This window comes from Nitrosomonas sp. GH22 (genome assembly GCF_009833115.1).
In the GTDB taxonomy this organism is placed as follows: Bacteria; Pseudomonadota; Gammaproteobacteria; order Burkholderiales; family Nitrosomonadaceae; genus Nitrosomonas; species Nitrosomonas eutropha.
This window is the reverse complement of sequence record NZ_QRCA01000009.1, coordinates 138,292-156,900: the sequence shown is the minus strand read 5'-3', so window position 1 is coordinate 156,900 and position 18,609 is coordinate 138,292. Positions and strand designations below refer to the sequence as shown.

Genomic DNA, 18,609 nt, shown 5'->3' with positions numbered 1-18,609 from the left:
AGATCCCGCAACCAGATTCAGCAATTGACGAGATACATCCAGTAGATAAGCGAGGCTGTGAGCACCGCGTAGTGCTGCAGCTCATCCGAGCAGCCATTTAATCAGCGTCTCCCTAATAGTCATTCAGATAAAGGTACATATTCAAGCGTGCCTCCACACGGCCAGTCTGTACGGTTTCACGTTTAATCGCGATATCCGCCAGCGCCAGTGTTGGCATCGCCTGCAGCGCTTCTGCAAGAAACGCACGAATCTGGGGGTAAGTTCCGCGCAATGGCAACTGAATCTCATAACGGATCAGCTTGGATTCTTTTTCCATCGTCAGCCGGTAATCACTGCTGTTCAATTCCACGCTACTGTCTCGCGCAATCCTGTCAAGTTCACTGATCCAGTATGGGGAGGAATCACTGCGCGGAAGAAAATCATAAAAAACCTGCAGGGCCTGGCTGTCACTCAGCCCTGCCTGTCTCACAGAATCAGGTTGCTCCTGTTGCTGTACCGTTTGCACCCTGTTTTTTAATTCCTTCAGGGTCTGCTGTTGGGGCAATACGGCCGCCATAAAAAATACCAGTGTCAGCACAAGCAATCCCGCTCCCGTCTTGCCAATAGTACCCAGACAGGTAGCATGCCAGCGTATCCTGACCAGCCAGTTTTCTAAAATAATTCGTGCCACGTTGCCATGATTGAAAAAACAATAGGGTGATGCGAATCATCCTGCCGGGTTTTATAACTGGCCAGATGCACATTCCTAAATACAGGTTCCTGTTCCAGTGCCTGAACATATTCCACCAGGCCGGCAAGATTTCTTGCCTCACCTGAAATACGGACAGTACGCCCGGATACACTGGGCTGCAGCGACAGCAGTGCAACTTCCTTACTGGCGGCCAGCTCCAGCGAATCAAACAACGCTTCCCAGGGAAAATTGAGCTGGCGTAAAATATCATTTACCTGTTCGAGTTCCTGCTGTGTTGCTTTGTTAATACGTGCCATTGGTGTTCTGGGTTGCCTGGTATGCTTCTGCTGCTGGGTCATACGTACTTCGCGCGATTCCCAGTAAGTGATCTTCGACATGGTTTGCTTGAGCTGGTAAACCGCACTCAGCAGCAATGCAACGCCTAGCAGCAGCAACATATAATCGGCCACCGGGAGCCGCTGTCCGCGATAGGGGAAATTTAGCTTTAGACTACGCATGATTCTGCCTGTCATCCACCTTTTTTATCCACGGGAAATGTGCAGGCACAGGATAGCTTTCATCCGGCCAGTGCACAAATTGCCAGCAAGAATCATATACATCAGGAAGTGGCCTGGCCAATTCGGGAGCAAACACATAAACCCGCTCTCTCAGTTGACCTGAACTGGACATGATCGACTCCTGCACCAGTGCCGATAACAGTTCTTCCTGCAAATTCTCTACTACTTTCTGATTGCGCACACCGCACCACACGCCATCAAGCAATGAAACCAGGCAGAAACGCCCCGATTCCACCAGAACAAACCATATCTGCTTGTCATTCAACTGCTTTGACCAGTGATCCAGTGCCGCAGCGAGATAGGGCTCTATGTGCACAAGTAGCATTTCATGACGCTGTGCCAGTGCTTCCAGTTCTGATTGCAAATCGCGGGCAATGGCCGCGCATAATGTCCCGCCGTGGGGATCCCATATGCCAAGACTGAGCTCCCAGTTATCAACATGTTCACCATAGATTTCACGCATCTGGAAACCAGCATAAGCCATCAGTTCATCCGGATTCGCCGGCGAAGACTGTGGTGCAATAACACCATAACGAACAAAGTAATTGGATAGCGTGATGTGTAGTTCAGCACCTCGTCTGAAACTGTCATCCACCTGCCCGATCATCTGCTCCAGCACTTGCAAGGGAGCCTGCCACTGGCTTGCAGCATTCGCCTGACCACAAGTACCCGACTGCCTGAAGCGCTGCATGGGCTTGATGCCACGGGCAAAACCCACCAGATTGACCCGGTCGGGTGCCAAAAAAACCTGCATACAGTTACGCCACAACCGTGACACGATTAGCCTCCTGTAAGCTGGTTTGCCCGGATTTCACCATATCCAGCGCTGCTTCACGCAAAAAATGGGTGCCATTCAGCCGGGCAGCTTCCTTGATCCGACGAATGGGTGCCTGCGCGATAATCAGCTCACGGATTTCATCGTTCAACAGCAAGATCTCAGCAATGGCGCTGCGCCCGCGATAACCACTGCCTCGGCAGTGCCCGCAACCTTTTGCAGAGTTGAAATCAAACTGTTCCGCCTGTTCCAAAGGAATCCCCGATTCCTCGATCATCTGATGATCCGGCTGCTCAGAAACCATGCAATTTGGGCATAACAAACGCACCAGCCGCTGTGCCACGATACCGTTCAGTGCCGAAACAAAGCTGTAGGGATCCACTCCCATGTGCGCAAACCGGCCGATTACATCAAATACATTGTTGGCATGCACTGTGGTAAACACCAAGTGCCCCGTCAATGCAGCCTGAATAGCGATTTGTGCGGTTTCAGCATCACGGATTTCTCCCACCATGATCTTGTCGGGGTCATGCCGCAAAATTGAACGCAGCCCTCGGGCAAATGTCAATCCTTTTTTTTCGTTAACGGGTATCTGCAGCACACCCGGCAATTGGTATTCGATCGGATCTTCGATAGTGATGATTTTGTCCTGGCCGTGGTTAACTTCAGAAATAGCAGCATAGAGCGAAGTTGTTTTGCCGCTGCCGGTCGGCCCGGTTACCAGCAGCATGCCATATGGTTCTGCGCTGAGACGACGTATGCTGGCAATAGCAGCGACATTGAATCCCAACTGATTCAGTGTCAACCCTTCAATATGATCGGTCAGCGCCTGACGGTCCAGAATTCGCAGCACCGCATCTTCCCCAAAAATGCTGGGCATGACCGACACGCGAAAATCAATTTCCCTGCCCTGGATGGATACCTTGAAGCGACCATCCTGCGGAATGCGGCGTTCGGCAATATCCAGATCTGACATTACCTTGATGCGGGAAATCACCTGTTCAGCCAGATCCGTCCCCTGCATCGTACCAATGCTGGTGAGTACGCCGTCGATCCGGTATCTGATGGACAGCGCACCTGGCGTGGTTTCCAGATGGATATCGCTTGCCTGAGATTTATGTGCATCGTACAGTGTTGAATGCACCAGGCGCACCACTTGGCTGGTACCTTCATGTATCGTTTTGAGCGACAACTCCTCAATACCAGTTTGAATCAGGTTTTCCCGGGCAGAAGTCAGAACATTATCCATCGCGCGCATACTCTGTTCCTGCTGCGCAAAAAAGGCAGCCAGATCTGCTGGATGTACCAGATGCCACAGCGCATTGACCGGCACATATTCTTCCACCCAGTCACGCAGGCTCGGCCGGAACGGATCACTGACGGCAAGCAGATACGACTGATCCGGTTTTTGCAACAACACGCACTCATGCTTGACCGCCTGAGCAAAAGGCAACTTGTCAAAAGCCGGATATAACGCATGCAAATCGCTCATGGAGAGCATCGGCACACGCAGTGCTCTACTTAGTGCGACTATCAGTTCATCCGGAGTACCTTGCCAGGTTTCTTCCAGCACCTTGATCAGCGACGTACCATGGATGACAGCCTGCTCCCGTGCCTGGCGAAGTTGGGCTGCATCAATTACCGGTTGGTCCAGCAGGGCGACCTGCGTCTGCGTCAATTGATACTCCCGGCCAGCTCAAAAATTGGCAGATACATGAGAATGATGATACCGCCGATGACAGTTCCGATTACTGCCATCAACAGCGGCTCGATCAGTTTGGTGGTCCACTCAACCCAGCGCCCGATTTCTTCATCGTGAAAATTGCCGATACGCTCCATCATGTCGCCCATCATGCCGGTACGCTCACCCACCCGCAACATGCGGCTGCCCACTGCAGTAGTCAGTTCTGCACGCTGCATTGCACTGGAAATAGTGCTACCTTCACGAATCAGTGTTGCCGCAATTTTTACGCGGGGACGAAAATGTGGTTGCAACAGATCACTGACCATTTCCAGCGCCTGTGTCACGGGAATCCCGCCACGCAGCAACATTCCCAGCGTTTTATAGAAACGGGCAAGCTGGTAAACCCGCATCCGCTCGCCAATTGCCGGAATACGCCATAGCGCTTGCAACAGGTGTGCCCGAACCTGCGGTTGTGAAAGTGTGTAAAACACTGCGGCCAGCATAACCGTTACAAGGCCTGCCAGCATCCAGCCGTTTTTTTGCACCAGATGCCCCCATTCGATTAACAGCATGGACATCCAGGGCAGATCCGTACTCATATCTTCATAGATGGCACTGAATTTTGGCACGACAAACACCAACAGAAAAATGGCCACCAGCCCCCCCAGCACCAGCAGCAAAACCGGATAGATGGATGCACCCACCAGTTTCTTGCGAACCAGATCCATTTGTGACTGGTAAGTCAGATAACGTGTCAGCGCTTCTGCCAGATCTCCCGTTTGCTCGCTGGCGCGAATCGTGGCGACGTACAGCGGCGGAAATGTTTGCGGATGAGATTCCAGAGCACGCGAGAGTGTCATCCCCTCATGCAATCGCACCAATATCTGCTGCAGCAATTCGCGCACCGCACTGTCTTCTTCTTTCTCAACCAGGGTTTCAATCCCCTCCACCAGATTCAGGCCGGCTGTCAGCAAGGCAAGCAGTTCCTGGGAGAAATTAGATAACGGAAACCGCGAACGCGGCCTGGAAAACAAGCTTGAGAAATTCCGCCGGATACTCAGTACCACGCCACCCCGGGCGCTAATCTGATTGCGAACATCGGCTTCGCTGGCCGCCTCAAGTTCAAGCAGCACAGCGCCTTTTCCGGTCAGTAAAGCTTTTACTGTGTAGCGCATCAATGGGATTGAATACGGCTACCAGTTGGTGATATCCGCATCCTCACCGCTACCACCTGGCTGACCGTCCTTACCAAATGAGAACAAATCAAAATCACTCTGTGTCCCCGGATATTTATACTGATAAGGCTTGCCCCATGGATCAGCTGGTAAACGTTTACTCAAATAAGGCCCTTGCCATTTCGGTTCGTTGGTGGGCGCAGTAAGCAGTGCGTTTAACCCCTGCTCAGTGGTGGGATATGTTCCGACATCCAGCCGATACTGATGCAGCGCCTTTTCCAGAGAATCTATTTGCGCCTGGGCCATTTTGATTTCAGATTTACCTACCTGTGAAAAATACTTGGGGCCAACATAAGCCGCCAGCAGGCCAATAATCACCATGACAACCAGCAATTCGAGCAAAGTGAATCCGCGTTCATAAACCACACGCAACCGGATGTTTGATACATGCTTCATATTTCGATGACCCCTGAATTTGGATTTTTCCGGAAAACTCTCCGAAAGAGCGTAAACAAGTACGCAGATAAGCAAAAGGAACATGATCTGGAAATTGGAGATACCGACAAATTTGACGGATTACCAACACAAAACCGGAAGTTGCATAATGCAAAGCAATGACACGTAGCATAATACTACCCTTGCACCCTTTCTCATCCCTGCATTTAACGACGATCGGGAATGGAAGTGTATCCCCCATTACCACAGCCAGGCTCTGATATTTTTGTGCTCAATATAGTAGAGTTGCGTTCCATCATGGTCAAGCAGGAAAATATGACATTTGTTCCCGGGATTGAATTACATCCATCAGCTAACTCAGAACATCTACACACCTTCTGATAAACCTGAAGGACTCTAAAGATGAAATTACAATTTACGAAAATGCACGGGCTGGGAAATGATTTCATTGTCATCAATGCAATCAGCCAGCCAGCCTCCCTCACTTTCCTGGATCCTGCCACGATCCGCCGGCTGGCAGATCGTCATTTCGGCATTGGGTTCGATCAACTACTGGTTGTGGAACAGGCCAGGGAAGGCGGCGATTTTCGCTATCGTATCTTCAACGCCGATGGTGGAGAAGTTGAACAATGCGGCAATGGCGCCCGCTGCTTTGCCCGCTTTGTGCGTGACTACAATCTGACTGACAAAAATACGATCCGCGTGGAAACCGCTCGCGGCATCATCACGCCGACGATCGAAAACAATGGTGAAATTTCCGTCAATATGGGAGTTCCCCAGTTTGAACCGGCTGAAATTCCTTTTCAGGCCGCACAGCGTATGCCTGTTTACCCATTGCAAATCGGCGACAAAACCATTGAAATCTCTGCTGTCTCGATAGGGAACCCTCATGCCGTGCAAATCGTTCCAGATATTGATCTGGCACCGGTCACAACTGAAGGCCCCAAAATTGAAGCCCACCCACTTTTTCCTGAAAGAGTTAACGCCGGCTTTATGCAGATTATTGACCGCGCGCATATCCGGCTACGTGTTTTTGAACGTGGAACCGGCGAAACATTGGCCTGCGGTACCGGCGCCTGTGCTGCCGTTGTCTGCGGCATTCTGCGCGGCCTTCTGGATACAACAGTACAGGTAGCCATGCACGGTGGCAATCTCCAGATTCGCTGGGACGGAAAAGACAAGCCTATCTGGATGACCGGGCCGGCTATTACTGTATTTGAAGGCACAATTGATCTGTAAACACCCACTCATCCCATCATGCGCACGCTGATTACTTACATCATGGTCTTCCCGAAGCGCAGCGCATTCGTACTGATTGCTCTGCTGCTGGCAGGCGTCGCCGAGGCACTTAGTCTGACTGCGTTGCTTCCCCTGTTGTCCATTGCAGTAGGCGAATCGGTTGATTCCAAAATGGGCCAGCTGATCGTTAATATGCTGCATGAGATCGGACTGGAGCCCACACTGGAAACCATTCTGCTGGTTATCGTTGGCGGCATGTTCCTCAAGGGCGCTATTCTGCTGCTGACCAACCAGCAAGTCGGTCATACCGTCGCCCATGTTGCTACCGCGCTGCGGCTGGATCTGATCAAGGCGCTGCTTGCCAGTCGCTGGCAATACTATCTGCGTCAGCCCGCCGGTGCGCTGGCAAATTCAATTGCCACCGAAGCCTATCGTGCCGCCAACGGTTTTGAACACAGTGTCAATGTACTGGCGCTGGCAATTGAGGCACTGGTATACAGCATCGTGGCCTTATTCATTTCCTGGGAGGCGACGTTGGGATCGCTGATCATCGGAGCGATCCTGTTTATGGTATTGCACCGGCTGGTCAGGGCAACCAAACGCGCCGGTAATAAGCAGACTCATTTGTTGCGTCATTTGCTGACCTATCTATCTGATGTGCTTGGTTCGGTGAAATCTCTGAAAGCAATGGCGCGTGATAATGTGGCCGATGTTATTCTCCGCGAACAAACCCGGCTGCTGGAAAAAGCCACGCGTAAAGAGGTAACCAACCGGGCGGCTCTGCTGGCCTTGCAGGAACCCATTCTGGCCGCTCTGACCGCAAGCGGCCTCTATCTCGCACTGGTTATCTGGAAATTGTCCCTGCCTGAAGTCATGGTCATGGTATTTCTACTGACCCGGGTGCTGGGATTACTGAATAAAACCCAGCGCCGCTATCAGCAGCTTGTGGCACAGGAAAGTGCCTATTGGGCCTTGCGCAGTGCTGCTGAGGAAGCGCGTATGGAGGCAGAAAGATCAACTGGTACATTGATACCGACCCTGGAACAGGGTCTGAACCTGCGACATATTGTCTTCAGCTATGAACGAAAAACCATATTCAGTGATTTGAATATAGAAATACCAGTTCATTCGTTCACCGCTCTCATTGGTTCTTCAGGTGCTGGCAAAAGCACATTGCTTGATCTGCTCTGCGGACTGGCCGAACCAGAATCCGGTGAAATCCTGATTGATGGCGTATCCTTGCACAACATTGATCTGCGTCACTGGCGGCATATGATTGGCTATGTTTCCCAGGATACGGTATTGCTGCATGATACTATCTTGAGCAATATTCTCGTGGGTGATTCCACCATCAGCGTCGAGGATGCGGAACGCGCGCTCAGACAGGCTGGTGCATGGGATTTCGTCAATTCACTTCCCGATGGGATTCATACTATTGTCGGAGAACGCGGCGGCATGCTGTCCGGTGGACAACGACAACGCATCGCCATTGCCAGAGCACTGGCTCATCAGCCGAAACTGTTATTGCTGGATGAGCCCACCAGTGCACTGGATCCGGAAAGTGAACGCATTATCTGCACAACGCTGCAGAATCTATCAAAGGAATTCACGATCATTGTTGTCTCCCATCAACCCGCAGTGATTAACGCGGCCAACCGGGTATTCATTGTCTCAAATGGCAAAGCAGAATTATTGTCGGATACCGGCCTGCCCGCTGTTACGGATTTGAAAGAAGAGATTTAATCCGGTCAACTCGCGCAGCGTAGACCTGACGCTTGATCCGCATCGGTAAATCCGTGTCTCCAGCATGTGATTGACCGAGTTGCATGGCAATCGCGCCCGCATCGACGCTATTTGCGGCCTGTAGTGCCTTGCTTAAATGCTCCGCCTGCGGGTAGGGTTGATCAGCAAAACCTGGCCGCCCGTGAAAATCGCTGGCACATGCCTGCAAAAAAGCCTGGAAACGCACTTTTTTGCGATAGGCATCTGTTGCCTGCAACATATCGGCAATGGTACCAGGGCGCAATTCCAGTGCCCGGTGAACATCGCCATGAAAACGCGCCACCAGCAGCGCCAGATCCCTGGATTCTCGCGGCACCCGGATACGCTCACACAAATCCATGACCAGTTCCACACCGCGCGCTTCGTGACCGATATGACGCGGCCATTCATCAGGAGGTGTCGTGCCCTTCCCCAGATCGTGGGTCAATCCGGCAAAACGCACTTCAAGGGGGTACTGCTGCGATGCAGCATAATCAATAACCATCATGACGTGAATGCCGGTATCGATTTCAGGGTGCGCATGTGCGGGCTGCGGCACGCCGAATAATGCATCCACTTCAGGCAAAATACGGGCGAGCGCACGACATTCCCGCAAAACGTGGAACATACGCGAAGGATGCTGTTCCATCAGGCCATAGGCTATTTCCTGCCAGACCCGCTCCGCGACCAGCGCCTCCGTCTCACCAGTATGAACAATCTCTTTCATCAGTTCAAACGTTTCCGGTGCGACCTGGAAACCAAAGCGGGCAGCAAACCGTGCAACCCGCAGCACTCTCACGGGATCTTCAACAAATGCCGGGCCGATATGACGCAGGATACCTGCCTGCAAATCGGCAATTCCACCAAACGGATCAATAATATTGCCGGCTTCATCTCTCGCGATGGCGTTAATTGTCAAATCGCGCCGGGCCAGGTCTTCCTGCAGCGTCACTTCGGGCGTGGCGTAAATCGCAAAACCCTTGTACCCTCGAGCGATTTTTCGTTCAGTCCGCGCCAGCGCGTACTGTTCGTGTGTCTCAGGATGCAGGAATACCGGAAAATCCTTGCCTACCGGACGATAGCTCTGGCGGATCATATCTTCCGGCGTAGCACCCACCACCACATAATCCTGATCCTTGACAGGTAAGCCCAGCAGTTCATCACGTACTGAGCCTCCTACCCGATAAATCTTCATGTTCGACACATCAGCGCTTCGGCGCAACGATCCCGAGCCGTTGTTTCAGAGTTGGACGGTCAAGTTGTTCAAAATTATTAGCGTAGTACATCGAATTACTCAGCACCACTTTGACATAGTCGCGCGTTTCATTGAACGGGATAGTCTCCGCATAAATCGCCCCCTCTAAAGGACGCGTATCCTTCCATTGCCTTGCCCGGCCAGGTCCGGCGTTATAGGCAGCTGCAGCCAGCAGTGGTTGATCATCCAGTTGATCCAGTACATGCTTCAGGTAATAGGTGCCTAACTGGAGATTGGTATTGATATCGCTAACCAGACTGGTATGAAAATCACGCACTCCCAGTTTGCCGGCTACCCACTTGGCTGTGGCCGGCATCAGTTGCATCAGGCCGATTGCACCAGCGCCGGATTTGATATCCGCGATAAAGCGGCTCTCCTGCCGTATCAGCCCGTATACAAACGCTTCATCCAGCTGCTGCTGTTGCAGAACAGGGCGCATCTGCTCACGATAGGGCGCCAGATAGCGCAAGTTGAAATCATGATGGTTAACCGTTCTGATTGCAGTATTGATTACACGGTCATAAATACCATAGCGCTGGGCCACTTTGGCTGCTGCCAGCAGCTGCGCATCACTGAAATGCTGTACTGTCCAGATCCACTCGCGATTCGCCTCCACTCGCTGGTTCATCCGATACAGTGCCAGGGCTCGACGGATCCCCGGATTTTGTTCCATACGATGAATTTCCTGGGGCTTGACCTGATATTCGGTGGCCGGGACGCTGAGCATCTCACCCAACTCTTCCCTGGCCATCTGTCCATAGAAACTGTGTTCATGACTCAAGGGAATCAGCAAAGCATTGGCTTCTACATTCTTCTTGCTGATTTTCAGTGCGCGTGCACGCCAGTAACGCCAGACATCTTCCTGCTGCATGGCGGCAGGCATTTGGCTGATGCTGTCCAGCAAGAATTTCCAGTTTCCTTCACGTAGTGCTACCCGTGCTTTCCATGCATGTTTGGTTTCAGACAGTGGATAGGCATGCTTGCCCCGAGTGGCTTCCATGAACCAGTTCATGGCGCGCGTATCCTGTCTGATCGCAGCCCAGTAGGCAAGATTTCCCATGAAGTAAGATTGATCTACTTCAGAAAACTGTCCGCGCATTTTATGCCAGCGGGCAAATGCCTGATTGGTCTCGCTGCGCAGCAGGCGCAACAATGCGAACAATACAACTTCCCGGTCCGCACGGGATTTAAACGTTGCCTGTCGATCAAGGAAACGTCTGGCATCTTTGGCAGCAGCACCCAGTTTCTGTAAATCAAGTGCCTGCTGACGCGGCAGGTATTTGTTTATACTTTTGGCCACGCCGGTATTGCCGGCTTCAAAAGCTAGCCTGATCCGGGTCCAGACATCCTCCGCCGAGATAGCGCCGGCTCTAATCAATGAATCGAATACAGCCACACAACTGGCTGGCATATCGCGCCCGGTAAACCAGAGTGAGCGAACTTCTGTACCCGCTGTTTTATCTCCCGCCGCGAGCCGGTGTTGCAATGCATAGCATTGCAAACTGTCTTCCCGGCTGACCAGCTTTGGGTATTCCTCGGCAAACGTCGCCCACTGCTGACGCTTGCCGAGAATCTGCAGCCAGTCTCCCCGCAATCTATCTGCCACGAGACTGTTGTCGTACCGAGCAAGAAAAGCCCTGATTGTGCCCGTATCCGCTGTTGTCAGCGACAGTCGCAGCTGAAAATATTCAGCATAAGGTGACAATACATGGCGCTTCATACGCTCGGCATATTCGGCAACCCGTGCCGCATTACCCATCCGGAATGCTTCCCTTATTTTCAGATAATCCTCATCTCCTCCTGCAACAAGCAGCTGCGCCCAGAACGCCAGCAATAACCCGGCAAATACTTTACTCATGACCTACCCATCCATTCAAAACCATGATCAAGATTGAATCCGATAGTGCAATCAGCCGATCTATTTACAAACTGATTACAACCAACCCAGCCTACAGGGGAAACAACACATTCATGTTGCAATAAGAGGGAGCATCGTTCATCTATTGCTGCCAGAGCCATCAATTCACAAAGATGTATAGCGCTTTTCGTGATCAAATAACGCCTTGTGCCAGCATTGCTTCCGCTACTTTCACAAAACCGGCTATATTCGCGCCATCCACATAATTGACTATGCCATTATTTTTCTGGCCGTACCCGATACAGGAACGGTGAATAGCACGCATAATCTCATGCAAGCGCATATCCACCTCGCCACTTGTCCAGGAAAGCCGCATGGCCTGTTGGCTCATCTCCAAACCTGAGGTAGCTACCCCTCCGGCATTGCTCGCCTTACCAGGCGCAAACAGTATTTTTGCATACTGGAACCGTTCGATTGCCCCCGCAGTACAAGGCATATTGGCACCCTCAGCCACACAACTCACCCCATTCTTGACCAGTATTGCGGCATCATTATCATTCAACTCGTTCTGCGTCGCACAAGGCAAAGCGACATCCACCGGTACATTCCATGGTTTTTCACATGAAAGGAATTGTGCGCCTACCTTTTCAGCATACTCGTTTACACGTCCGTAGGAATGATTCTTGACTTCAGCCAGAATCGCCAATTTCTCTGGTGTAAATCCGGCTTCATCCACCACTGTTCCACTCGAATCGGAAACGGTGATCACTCTGGCTCCCAGTGACATGGCTTTGTCAATGGCAAACTGTGCCACATTTCCCGAGCCGGACACAGATACACGCATGTCCTTCAACGATCGGTCAACATGATTCAGCATCTCTTCGGCAAAATAGACCAGCCCATACCCGGTCGCCTCCGGCCGCAGCAATGACCCGCCAAAACTCAATCCTTTGCCGGTAAACACGCAATCCGACCGGTTAGTCAGTTTCTTCACCATGCCAGCCATATAACCGACTTCCCTGCCACCCACGCCAATATCCCCGGCGGGTACATCTGTATCCACTCCGACATGCCGGAACAACTCAGTCGCATACGCCTGACAAAAGCGCATGACTTCTCCGGGACTTTTACCCTTGGGATCAAAATCTGATCCACCTTTACCTCCACCCATGGGTAAAGTTGTCAATGCGTTTTTAAAGGTTTGCTCAAAAGCAAGAAACTTGAGAATGGAAAGATTGACGGAGGGATGGAACCGCGTCCCTCCCTTGTATGGCCCGATCGCGGAGTTATATTGAATGCGGTATCCTCGGTTAACCCTGACTTCGCTACGATCATCCACCCACGCCACACGAAATACAATCATGCGTTCCGGTTCAATCAGCCGGTCCAGCAACCCCTGCTCAGCGTAACGGGAATGATCAACGATAAAAGGCCACAAACTTTCAATGACTTCTGAAACAGCCTGCAGGAATTCCGGTTGCCCCGGATTCCTTTCAGAAACATAATTCTTGAATTCCTCGATACTGCTGTATTTCATTTTCCATTCCCCTCAGTAAATAATATTCCAGACAAACGCACAAAAAAATCGGCCACCACATCCCTACATTACGCCGATAATCATCGCAAAATTTCACAGATTTAGGGAAAGATTACACGCCATTTCTGAAATAATCCTGGAAGGGTAAAAATATGTTGCTACAGGCAGTAATCAGCGCTCATACGCCAGAGCAGGCGCCAACCATCGTTCTGCTTTCTCCAGCGTCCACCCTTTACGCCTTGCGTAATCTTCAACCTGGTCCTTGCCGATTTTGCCAACCGCAAAATACTTTGATTCAGGGTGGGAAATATAAAAACCGGATACAGCAGCAGTCGGCACCATGGCAAAGGATTCCGTCACGATAATTCCACTCCGTTTTTCCGCTTCAAGCACCGCAAACAATGGCCCCTTCTCGGTATGATCAGGGCAGGCAGGATAACCCGGTGCCGGGCGGATTCCCAGATACTGCTCGTCGATCAACTGTTCATTGTTGAGACTTTCATCTTTCATATATCCCCAGAATTCCCGTCGTACCCGTGCGTGCATATGTTCTGCAAACGCTTCAGCCAGACGATCAGCCAGTGCTTTCAATATGATCGCGCTGTAATCATCATTTTCAGCTTCAAAAGCACGTACACGCTCATCAATACCGAAGCCAGAGCTGACAGCAAACAAACCGATGGTGTCATTTATCCCGGTTTCTCGCGGTGCAATAAAATCGGCCAGTGCCAGATTGGGATGCCCCGAAGGTTTTGTCGTCTGTTGCCGCAAGGAATGCCAGGTCATGATCACCTTGCTGCGACTGCGGTCGGCATAAATCTCGATATCATCCCCGTTGACAGTATTGGCTGGAAACAGGCCGATAACAGCGTTGGCCGCAAGCCATTTCTGCTCAATAATCTTTCTGAGCATCACCTGCGCATCATGAAACAGATTGCTGGCCGCTTCTCCGACGACCTTATCCTGCAGGATTGCTGGATAGCGCCCATGCAACTCCCATGCCTGGAAGAAAGGCGTCCAGTCAATGTACGGAACCAGTGTTTCCAGCGGATAGTTGTTAAGAGTGCGTAATCCGAGAAAACTTGGAGCAGGTGGCGTATAATGGTTCCAGTCGGTTTTGAATGCATTGGCCCGGGCTTCTTCAAAGGTCAGCAGTTTGGAAGGCCCTTTCTTGTTTTTGTGCTGCTCCCGGTTCTTTTCCTGCTCGGCTTTGACCTGCTGGATATAGCCATCGCGCATATCCTGTGACATCAGATTGCTGCATACACCGACCGCCCGGCTGGCATCGGGTACCCATATGGTCACCCCGCTGTAATGGGGTGCTATCTTGACTGCTGTATGTACACGCGAAGTGGTGGCACCCCCTATCAGCAAGGGAATGGTGAACTGTTCGCGCTCCATTTCTCTGGCGACATGTGCCATTTCCTCCAGCGAAGGCGTAATCAAACCGGACACACCGATCATATCGGCATTTTCGCGACGGGCAGTTTCCAGAATTTGCGCACTGGGAATCATTACACCCAGATTGACAACCTCAAAGTTATTACACTGCAGCACGACCGAAACAATATTTTTGCCGATGTCATGCACATCACCCTTGACAGTGGCAATAACCAATTTACCCTTGGGTTTATTGTCGCCGGAAATCTTTTTTTCTGCCTCGATGTACGGCAACAGATAGGCAACCGCCTGCTTCATCACCCGCGCTGACTTGACTACCTGCGGCAAAAACATTTTGCCTGCACCAAACAGGTCACCCACTACATTCATACCGTCCATCAGCGGGCCTTCGATCACCTCGATCGGCTTGCCTCCCTGACTATCAATTTCCTGCCGGATCAGCTCCGTATCCTCAACAATATAGGTATTGATACCTCTGACCAGTGCATGAATCAGGCGTTGCCGCACCGGTTCATCCCGCCAGGCAAGATCTTCAGCCTGCTCTTTTTTCTGGCCCTTGAAATTTTCTGCAAACTCCACCAGACGTTCGGTCGCATCGGGTCGCCGGTTGAGCAGCACATCTTCAACACGCTCCAGCAGATCGGGAGGTATATCCGAATAAACCCCTAACTGGCCAGCATTGACGATCCCCATGGTCATGCCGGCCTTGACCGCATGATACAAGAACGCAGTATGAATTGCCTCGCGGATGGGTTCGTTACCACGGAACGAGAACGAAACATTGGACACACCCCCGCTGATCTTGGCGTAGGGCAGCGTTTGCCGAATGAGGCGGGTGGCTTCAATAAAATCAACTGCGTAGTTGCTGTGTTCCTCGATACCCGTGGCAATGGCAAAAATATTCGGATCGAAAATGATATCCTCGGGTGGAAAATCAGCCCGTTCAATCAGGGTATGGTAGCTACGTGTACAAATATCCACCTTGCGCTGCAAGGTATCTGCCTGGCCACTTTCATCAAACGCCATGACAATCACCGCCGCCCCATAACGGCGCGCCAGTTTGGCATGCAGCAGAAATTCCTCTTCACCTTCCTTAAGACTGATGGAATTAATGATTGCCTTACCTTGGATGCATTTCAGGCCGGCTTCAATCACTGACCACCTGCTGGAATCAACCATAATTGGCAAGCGACTGATATCCGGTTCGGACGCGACCAGATTCAGAAAAGTCACCATCGCCTTTTGCGAATCCAGCATACCTTCATCCATGTTGATATCGATGATCTGCGCACCGCTCTCCACCTGGTTGCGCGCAATCACCAGTCCTTCCGCATAATTGCCACTAAGCACCAGTCGGGAAAATGCCTTGGAACCGGTAACATTGGTGCGTTCTCCCACGTTTACAAACAAAGAGCTCTCATCAATGCTGAGTGGCTCAAGGCCAGAGAGCCTCAACTTCTTAGGAAGATCAGGCAGCTTACGTGGCGGGATGTCCTGCACTGCTTCCACGATAGCGGCAATATGTTCCGGTGTCGTACCGCAACACCCGCCAACAATATTGACGAACCCTGATTGTGCAAAATCCTTGATCAACCGGGCAGTATATTCCGGAGTTTCGTCATAACCGGTTTCAGCCAGTGGATTGGGCAGACCAGCATTGGGATGGGCGCTGGTATAAACCTCGGAGACATTTGACAACTCTTGCACATAAGGGCGCATCAGCTCTGCTCCCAGTGCGCAGTTGATTCCCACCGACAGCGGGCGCGCATGTCGCACCGAATTCCAGAAAGCTTCCGGAGTCTGTCCGGAAAGATTACGTCCCGACGCATCGGTAATTGTGACCGATATCATTACCGGCAGACGCAATCCGTGTGTCTCAAAATACTGTTCAATGGCAAACAGTGCAGCCTTAGCGTTCAGGGTATCGAAGATGGTTTCGACCAGCAGGATATCGGCCCCGCCGTCAACCAACCCGCTCACCGATTCGGTGTAACTCTCAACCAGATCATCAAATGTAATGGCACGAAAACCGGGATCATTGACATCCGGTGAAAGCGAAGCTGTTTTGGTAGTAGGCCCGATTACGCCGGCAACAAAGCGGGGTTTATCAGGCTGTTTTACTTCCATGGCGCGTGCTTCCTCACACGCCAGACGTGCACCTGCCACATTCAGCTCATACACCAGATCCTGCATGTGGTAATCCGCCATCGACGGTGCATTTGAGTTGAATGTGTTGGTTTCGATAATATCGGATCCGGCTTCAAGATAAGCGCGATGAATAGCACGGATCACCTCTGGTTTGGTCAGGCAAAGCAGATCATTATTGCCTTTGAGGTCGTGCGGAAAATCAGCAAAACGCTCACCCCGGTAGTCCGACTCACTCAGCTTATAACTCTGGATCATCGTACCCATGGCACCATCCAGTATCAGGATACGTTCGGCAAGTAATTGTTTCAGCAAATCAGCACGATCAGACATTGTCATAACAGCTCTTCAAACGGGAATTTTTAGTCAAAATAAATACGGCAGCTGTATGCTTACTGCGGAAACGCATCCAGCTGGTCACGCAAACGGTGCAGAGTTTCTTCTTTACCAATCAGCTCCAGCACTGCGTCAATCGCCGGAGTTTGTGCTTCACCCGTGACCATGACACGCAGCGGCATCGCCAGGTTGGGAAACTTCAGCTTATGCGAGGAAACGGTCTGTTTAATTTCTTGGTGAATCGCTTCTCGCTTCCATTCAATCTGCGCCAGACGATCAATCAGGTATTCCAGAACCGGACGAATTTCAACGGTGAAATACTGCGTTCTGAGCGCTTCGGCAGGCTCGACGGCTTGAAAAAAATAAGCAGATGCGTCGGCCAGCTCTTCTATCGTGCTGACACGCTCTTTAAGCAGATTGATGATTTTAAACATGTTTTCCTCTCCCGGCAGGCTGTATTTTCTTCCCAGCAGAATGGGTGTAACCAGTTCCATCAACCGGGCATCCTCGGCAATTTTCAGATAATGCTGGTTCAGCCAGGTCAATTTTTCCGGATTAAATTTCGCCGGCGAACGATTGATTGCCGCCAGATCAAACCATTCAACTAATTGTTCCTGGCTGAAAATTTCCTCATCTCCGTGTGACCACCCGAGTCGTGCCAGATAGTTGATCAAGGCTTCCGGCAGGTATCCCTGATCCCGGTAATGCATCACGGATACCGCGCCATGCCGTTTGGATAAACGCTCACCATCTGCACCAAGAATCATCGGTACATGTGCGTATTGTGGAATGATCGCCCCCAGTGCCTTGAGGATATTGATTTGACGAGGAGTATTGTTGACATGATCATCCCCACGGATAACGTGTGTAACACCCATATCAAGATCATCCAGCACCACTCCAAAATTGTAGGTGGGCGTGCCGTCACTTCGCATTAATACCAGATCATCCAGCTCATGATTGGCTACCGCAATCCGCCCCTTAACCAGATCATCAAATACCGCATACCCTTCACGTGGCGTTTTAAAGCGCACTACCGGCGTGACACCAGCTGGTGGAGTCTGTTTGCTATCGCGCCAGCGGCCGTCATAACGCGGCTTCACCCCGGCCAAACGCTGCTGCTCACGCAGCGCATCCAGCTCTTCCTTACTGGCATAACAACGATAAGCAAGTCCCTGCTTGAGCAATAGCTCCGCAACTTCCTGGTAGCGACTCAACCGCTGCATCTGGTAATACGGCCCTTCATCATAATCAAGCCCCAGCCAGGCCATCCCATCGAGAATCGCCTGCACAGATTGCTGGGTAGAACGTTCAAGATCAGTATCCTCGATTCTCAGAATAAATTTTCCACCTTGTTTCCGGGCAAACGCCCAGGAAAAAAGCGCAGTGCGCGCACCGCCAATATGCAGGTAACCGGTTGGGCTGGGAGCAAAACGTGTTTTTACCATCTGACTAAATATTAGAAGTTGTATACACAACCGTTTATACGGTTGTTTCCATACCCGGAAATCCTTGCTGATTCCTCTGGAGGAAATATTTTTTGAGCTGAAACACAAGAAAACTGGTCACAAAATACTCTTTCCCACAGCCTTTGTTTTTTTGATAACGATGCCATTATGTTACCATGAACGGCGCATTTCCCTGCCTCTCTGGATGGTTCGATTATCTTGGTATCTGCTGATTTCGACCATCAATCCTGCAGGCGTAATCCGCTTATGTGCTTCATTATTCGTCACCCG

General features: G+C 51.2%; 14 protein-coding genes. 3 read left to right on the top strand and 11 right to left on the bottom strand.

Annotated elements, in window-relative coordinates:
- Nucleotides 1-112: 112 nt before the first annotated feature.
- Genes pilO through gspG form a run of 6 tightly spaced genes read right to left on the bottom strand, consistent with a single transcriptional unit; the run spans nt 113 to nt 5,338 of the window.
- Nucleotides 113-670, bottom strand: coding sequence for a type 4a pilus biogenesis protein PilO (gene pilO / locus ABF86_RS02605; protein ID WP_011633629.1), 558 nt, complete (start codon nt 668-670; stop codon nt 113-115).
- Nucleotides 652-1,188, bottom strand: coding sequence for a PilN domain-containing protein (locus tag ABF86_RS02600; protein WP_011633628.1), 537 nt, complete (start codon nt 1,186-1,188; stop codon nt 652-654). The genes pilO and ABF86_RS02600 overlap by 19 nt, the downstream gene beginning before the upstream one ends.
- Entirely contained in the window at nt 1,181-2,026 is an 846-nt protein-coding gene (locus tag ABF86_RS02595) for a hypothetical protein (RefSeq protein ID WP_074684725.1), read from the bottom strand. The genes ABF86_RS02600 and ABF86_RS02595 overlap by 8 nt, the downstream gene beginning before the upstream one ends.
- The gene (locus ABF86_RS02590) at nt 2,007-3,701 is read right to left on the bottom strand and encodes a GspE/PulE family protein (protein WP_011633626.1); all 1,695 of its coding nucleotides are present in this window, start codon (nt 3,699-3,701) and stop codon (nt 2,007-2,009) included. Before ABF86_RS02590 ends, ABF86_RS02595 begins: the two co-directional genes overlap by 20 nt.
- Nucleotides 3,698-4,882 (bottom strand): type II secretion system F family protein, encoded by a 1,185-nt coding sequence (locus ABF86_RS02585; protein WP_074684724.1) that lies wholly within the window; start codon nt 4,880-4,882, stop codon nt 3,698-3,700. The genes ABF86_RS02590 and ABF86_RS02585 overlap by 4 nt, the downstream gene beginning before the upstream one ends.
- Before the next feature lie 18 nt (nt 4,883-4,900).
- Complete coding sequence (gspG, locus tag ABF86_RS02580; RefSeq protein ID WP_074684723.1) at nt 4,901-5,338, bottom strand: type II secretion system major pseudopilin GspG; 438 nt, start codon at nt 5,336-5,338, stop codon at nt 4,901-4,903.
- Nucleotides 5,339-5,560: 222 nt separating this feature from the next.
- Here gspG and ABF86_RS02575 point away from each other — a divergent pair, with 222 nt between their 5' ends.
- From ABF86_RS02575 to ABF86_RS02565, 3 genes are read left to right on the top strand one after another with little or no spacing between them, the layout of a single operon-like run.
- Nucleotides 5,561-5,719, top strand: coding sequence for a hypothetical protein (locus ABF86_RS02575; protein ID WP_160803448.1), 159 nt, complete (start codon nt 5,561-5,563; stop codon nt 5,717-5,719).
- 21 nt (nt 5,720-5,740) lie between these two features.
- A complete protein-coding gene (gene dapF / locus ABF86_RS02570) occupies nt 5,741-6,577 on the top strand; it encodes a diaminopimelate epimerase (RefSeq protein ID WP_074684722.1) in 837 nt (278 codons plus the stop codon).
- A gap of 18 nt (nt 6,578-6,595) precedes the next feature.
- Nucleotides 6,596-8,320 carry an ABC transporter ATP-binding protein gene (locus tag ABF86_RS02565; protein ID WP_011633622.1) on the top strand — a complete coding sequence of 575 codons (1,725 nt, stop codon included), beginning with the start codon at nt 6,596-6,598 and terminating at the stop codon, nt 8,318-8,320.
- Here ABF86_RS02565 and ABF86_RS02560 read toward each other — a convergent pair.
- From ABF86_RS02560 to gltX, 5 genes are all read right to left on the bottom strand, one after another.
- A complete protein-coding gene (locus tag ABF86_RS02560; protein WP_074684721.1) occupies nt 8,295-9,533 on the bottom strand; it encodes a multifunctional CCA addition/repair protein in 1,239 nt (412 codons plus the stop codon). The two genes, ABF86_RS02565 and ABF86_RS02560, sit on opposite strands and share 26 nt — an antisense overlap.
- 10 nt (nt 9,534-9,543) lie before the next feature.
- Entirely contained in the window at nt 9,544-11,451 is a 1,908-nt protein-coding gene (locus ABF86_RS02555) for a lytic transglycosylase domain-containing protein (RefSeq protein ID WP_011633620.1), read from the bottom strand.
- Nucleotides 11,452-11,644: 193 nt separating this feature from the next.
- Nucleotides 11,645-12,988: an NADP-specific glutamate dehydrogenase gene (gene gdhA / locus ABF86_RS02550; protein ID WP_074684720.1), complete on the bottom strand. Its 1,344-nt coding sequence runs from the start codon at nt 12,986-12,988 to the stop codon at nt 11,645-11,647.
- Nucleotides 12,989-13,159: 171 nt separating this feature from the next.
- Nucleotides 13,160-16,873 (bottom strand): methionine synthase, encoded by a 3,714-nt coding sequence (gene metH, locus ABF86_RS02545; protein WP_074684719.1) that lies wholly within the window; start codon nt 16,871-16,873, stop codon nt 13,160-13,162.
- Between the two features lie 53 nt (nt 16,874-16,926).
- Entirely contained in the window at nt 16,927-18,318 is a 1,392-nt protein-coding gene (gene gltX, locus ABF86_RS02540) for a glutamate--tRNA ligase (RefSeq protein WP_074684718.1), read from the bottom strand.
- Nucleotides 18,319-18,609: the final 291 nt, after the last annotated feature.

Excerpts from the sequence above, each read along its gene's own strand:
- metH (WP_074684719.1), bottom strand. The coding sequence starts at position 16,873 with ATGACAATGTCTGATCGTGCTGATTTGCTGAAACAATTACTTGCCGAA.
- dapF (WP_074684722.1), top strand. The coding sequence starts at position 5,741 with ATGAAATTACAATTTACGAAAATGCACGGGCTGGGAAATGATTTCATT.
- gdhA (WP_074684720.1), bottom strand. The coding sequence starts at position 12,988 with ATGAAATACAGCAGTATCGAGGAATTCAAGAATTATGTTTCTGAAAGG.
- ABF86_RS02600 (WP_011633628.1), bottom strand. The coding sequence starts at position 1,188 with ATGCGTAGTCTAAAGCTAAATTTCCCCTATCGCGGACAGCGGCTCCCG.
- ABF86_RS02565 (WP_011633622.1), top strand. The coding sequence starts at position 6,596 with ATGCGCACGCTGATTACTTACATCATGGTCTTCCCGAAGCGCAGCGCA.
- ABF86_RS02560 (WP_074684721.1), bottom strand. The coding sequence starts at position 9,533 with ATGAAGATTTATCGGGTAGGAGGCTCAGTACGTGATGAACTGCTGGGC.
- gltX (WP_074684718.1), bottom strand. The coding sequence starts at position 18,318 with ATGGTAAAAACACGTTTTGCTCCCAGCCCAACCGGTTACCTGCATATT.
- ABF86_RS02585 (WP_074684724.1), bottom strand. The coding sequence starts at position 4,882 with ATGCGCTACACAGTAAAAGCTTTACTGACCGGAAAAGGCGCTGTGCTG.
- gspG (WP_074684723.1), bottom strand. The coding sequence starts at position 5,338 with ATGAAGCATGTATCAAACATCCGGTTGCGTGTGGTTTATGAACGCGGA.
- ABF86_RS02555 (WP_011633620.1), bottom strand. The coding sequence starts at position 11,451 with ATGAGTAAAGTATTTGCCGGGTTATTGCTGGCGTTCTGGGCGCAGCTG.
- ABF86_RS02575 (WP_160803448.1), top strand. The coding sequence starts at position 5,561 with ATGGAAGTGTATCCCCCATTACCACAGCCAGGCTCTGATATTTTTGTG.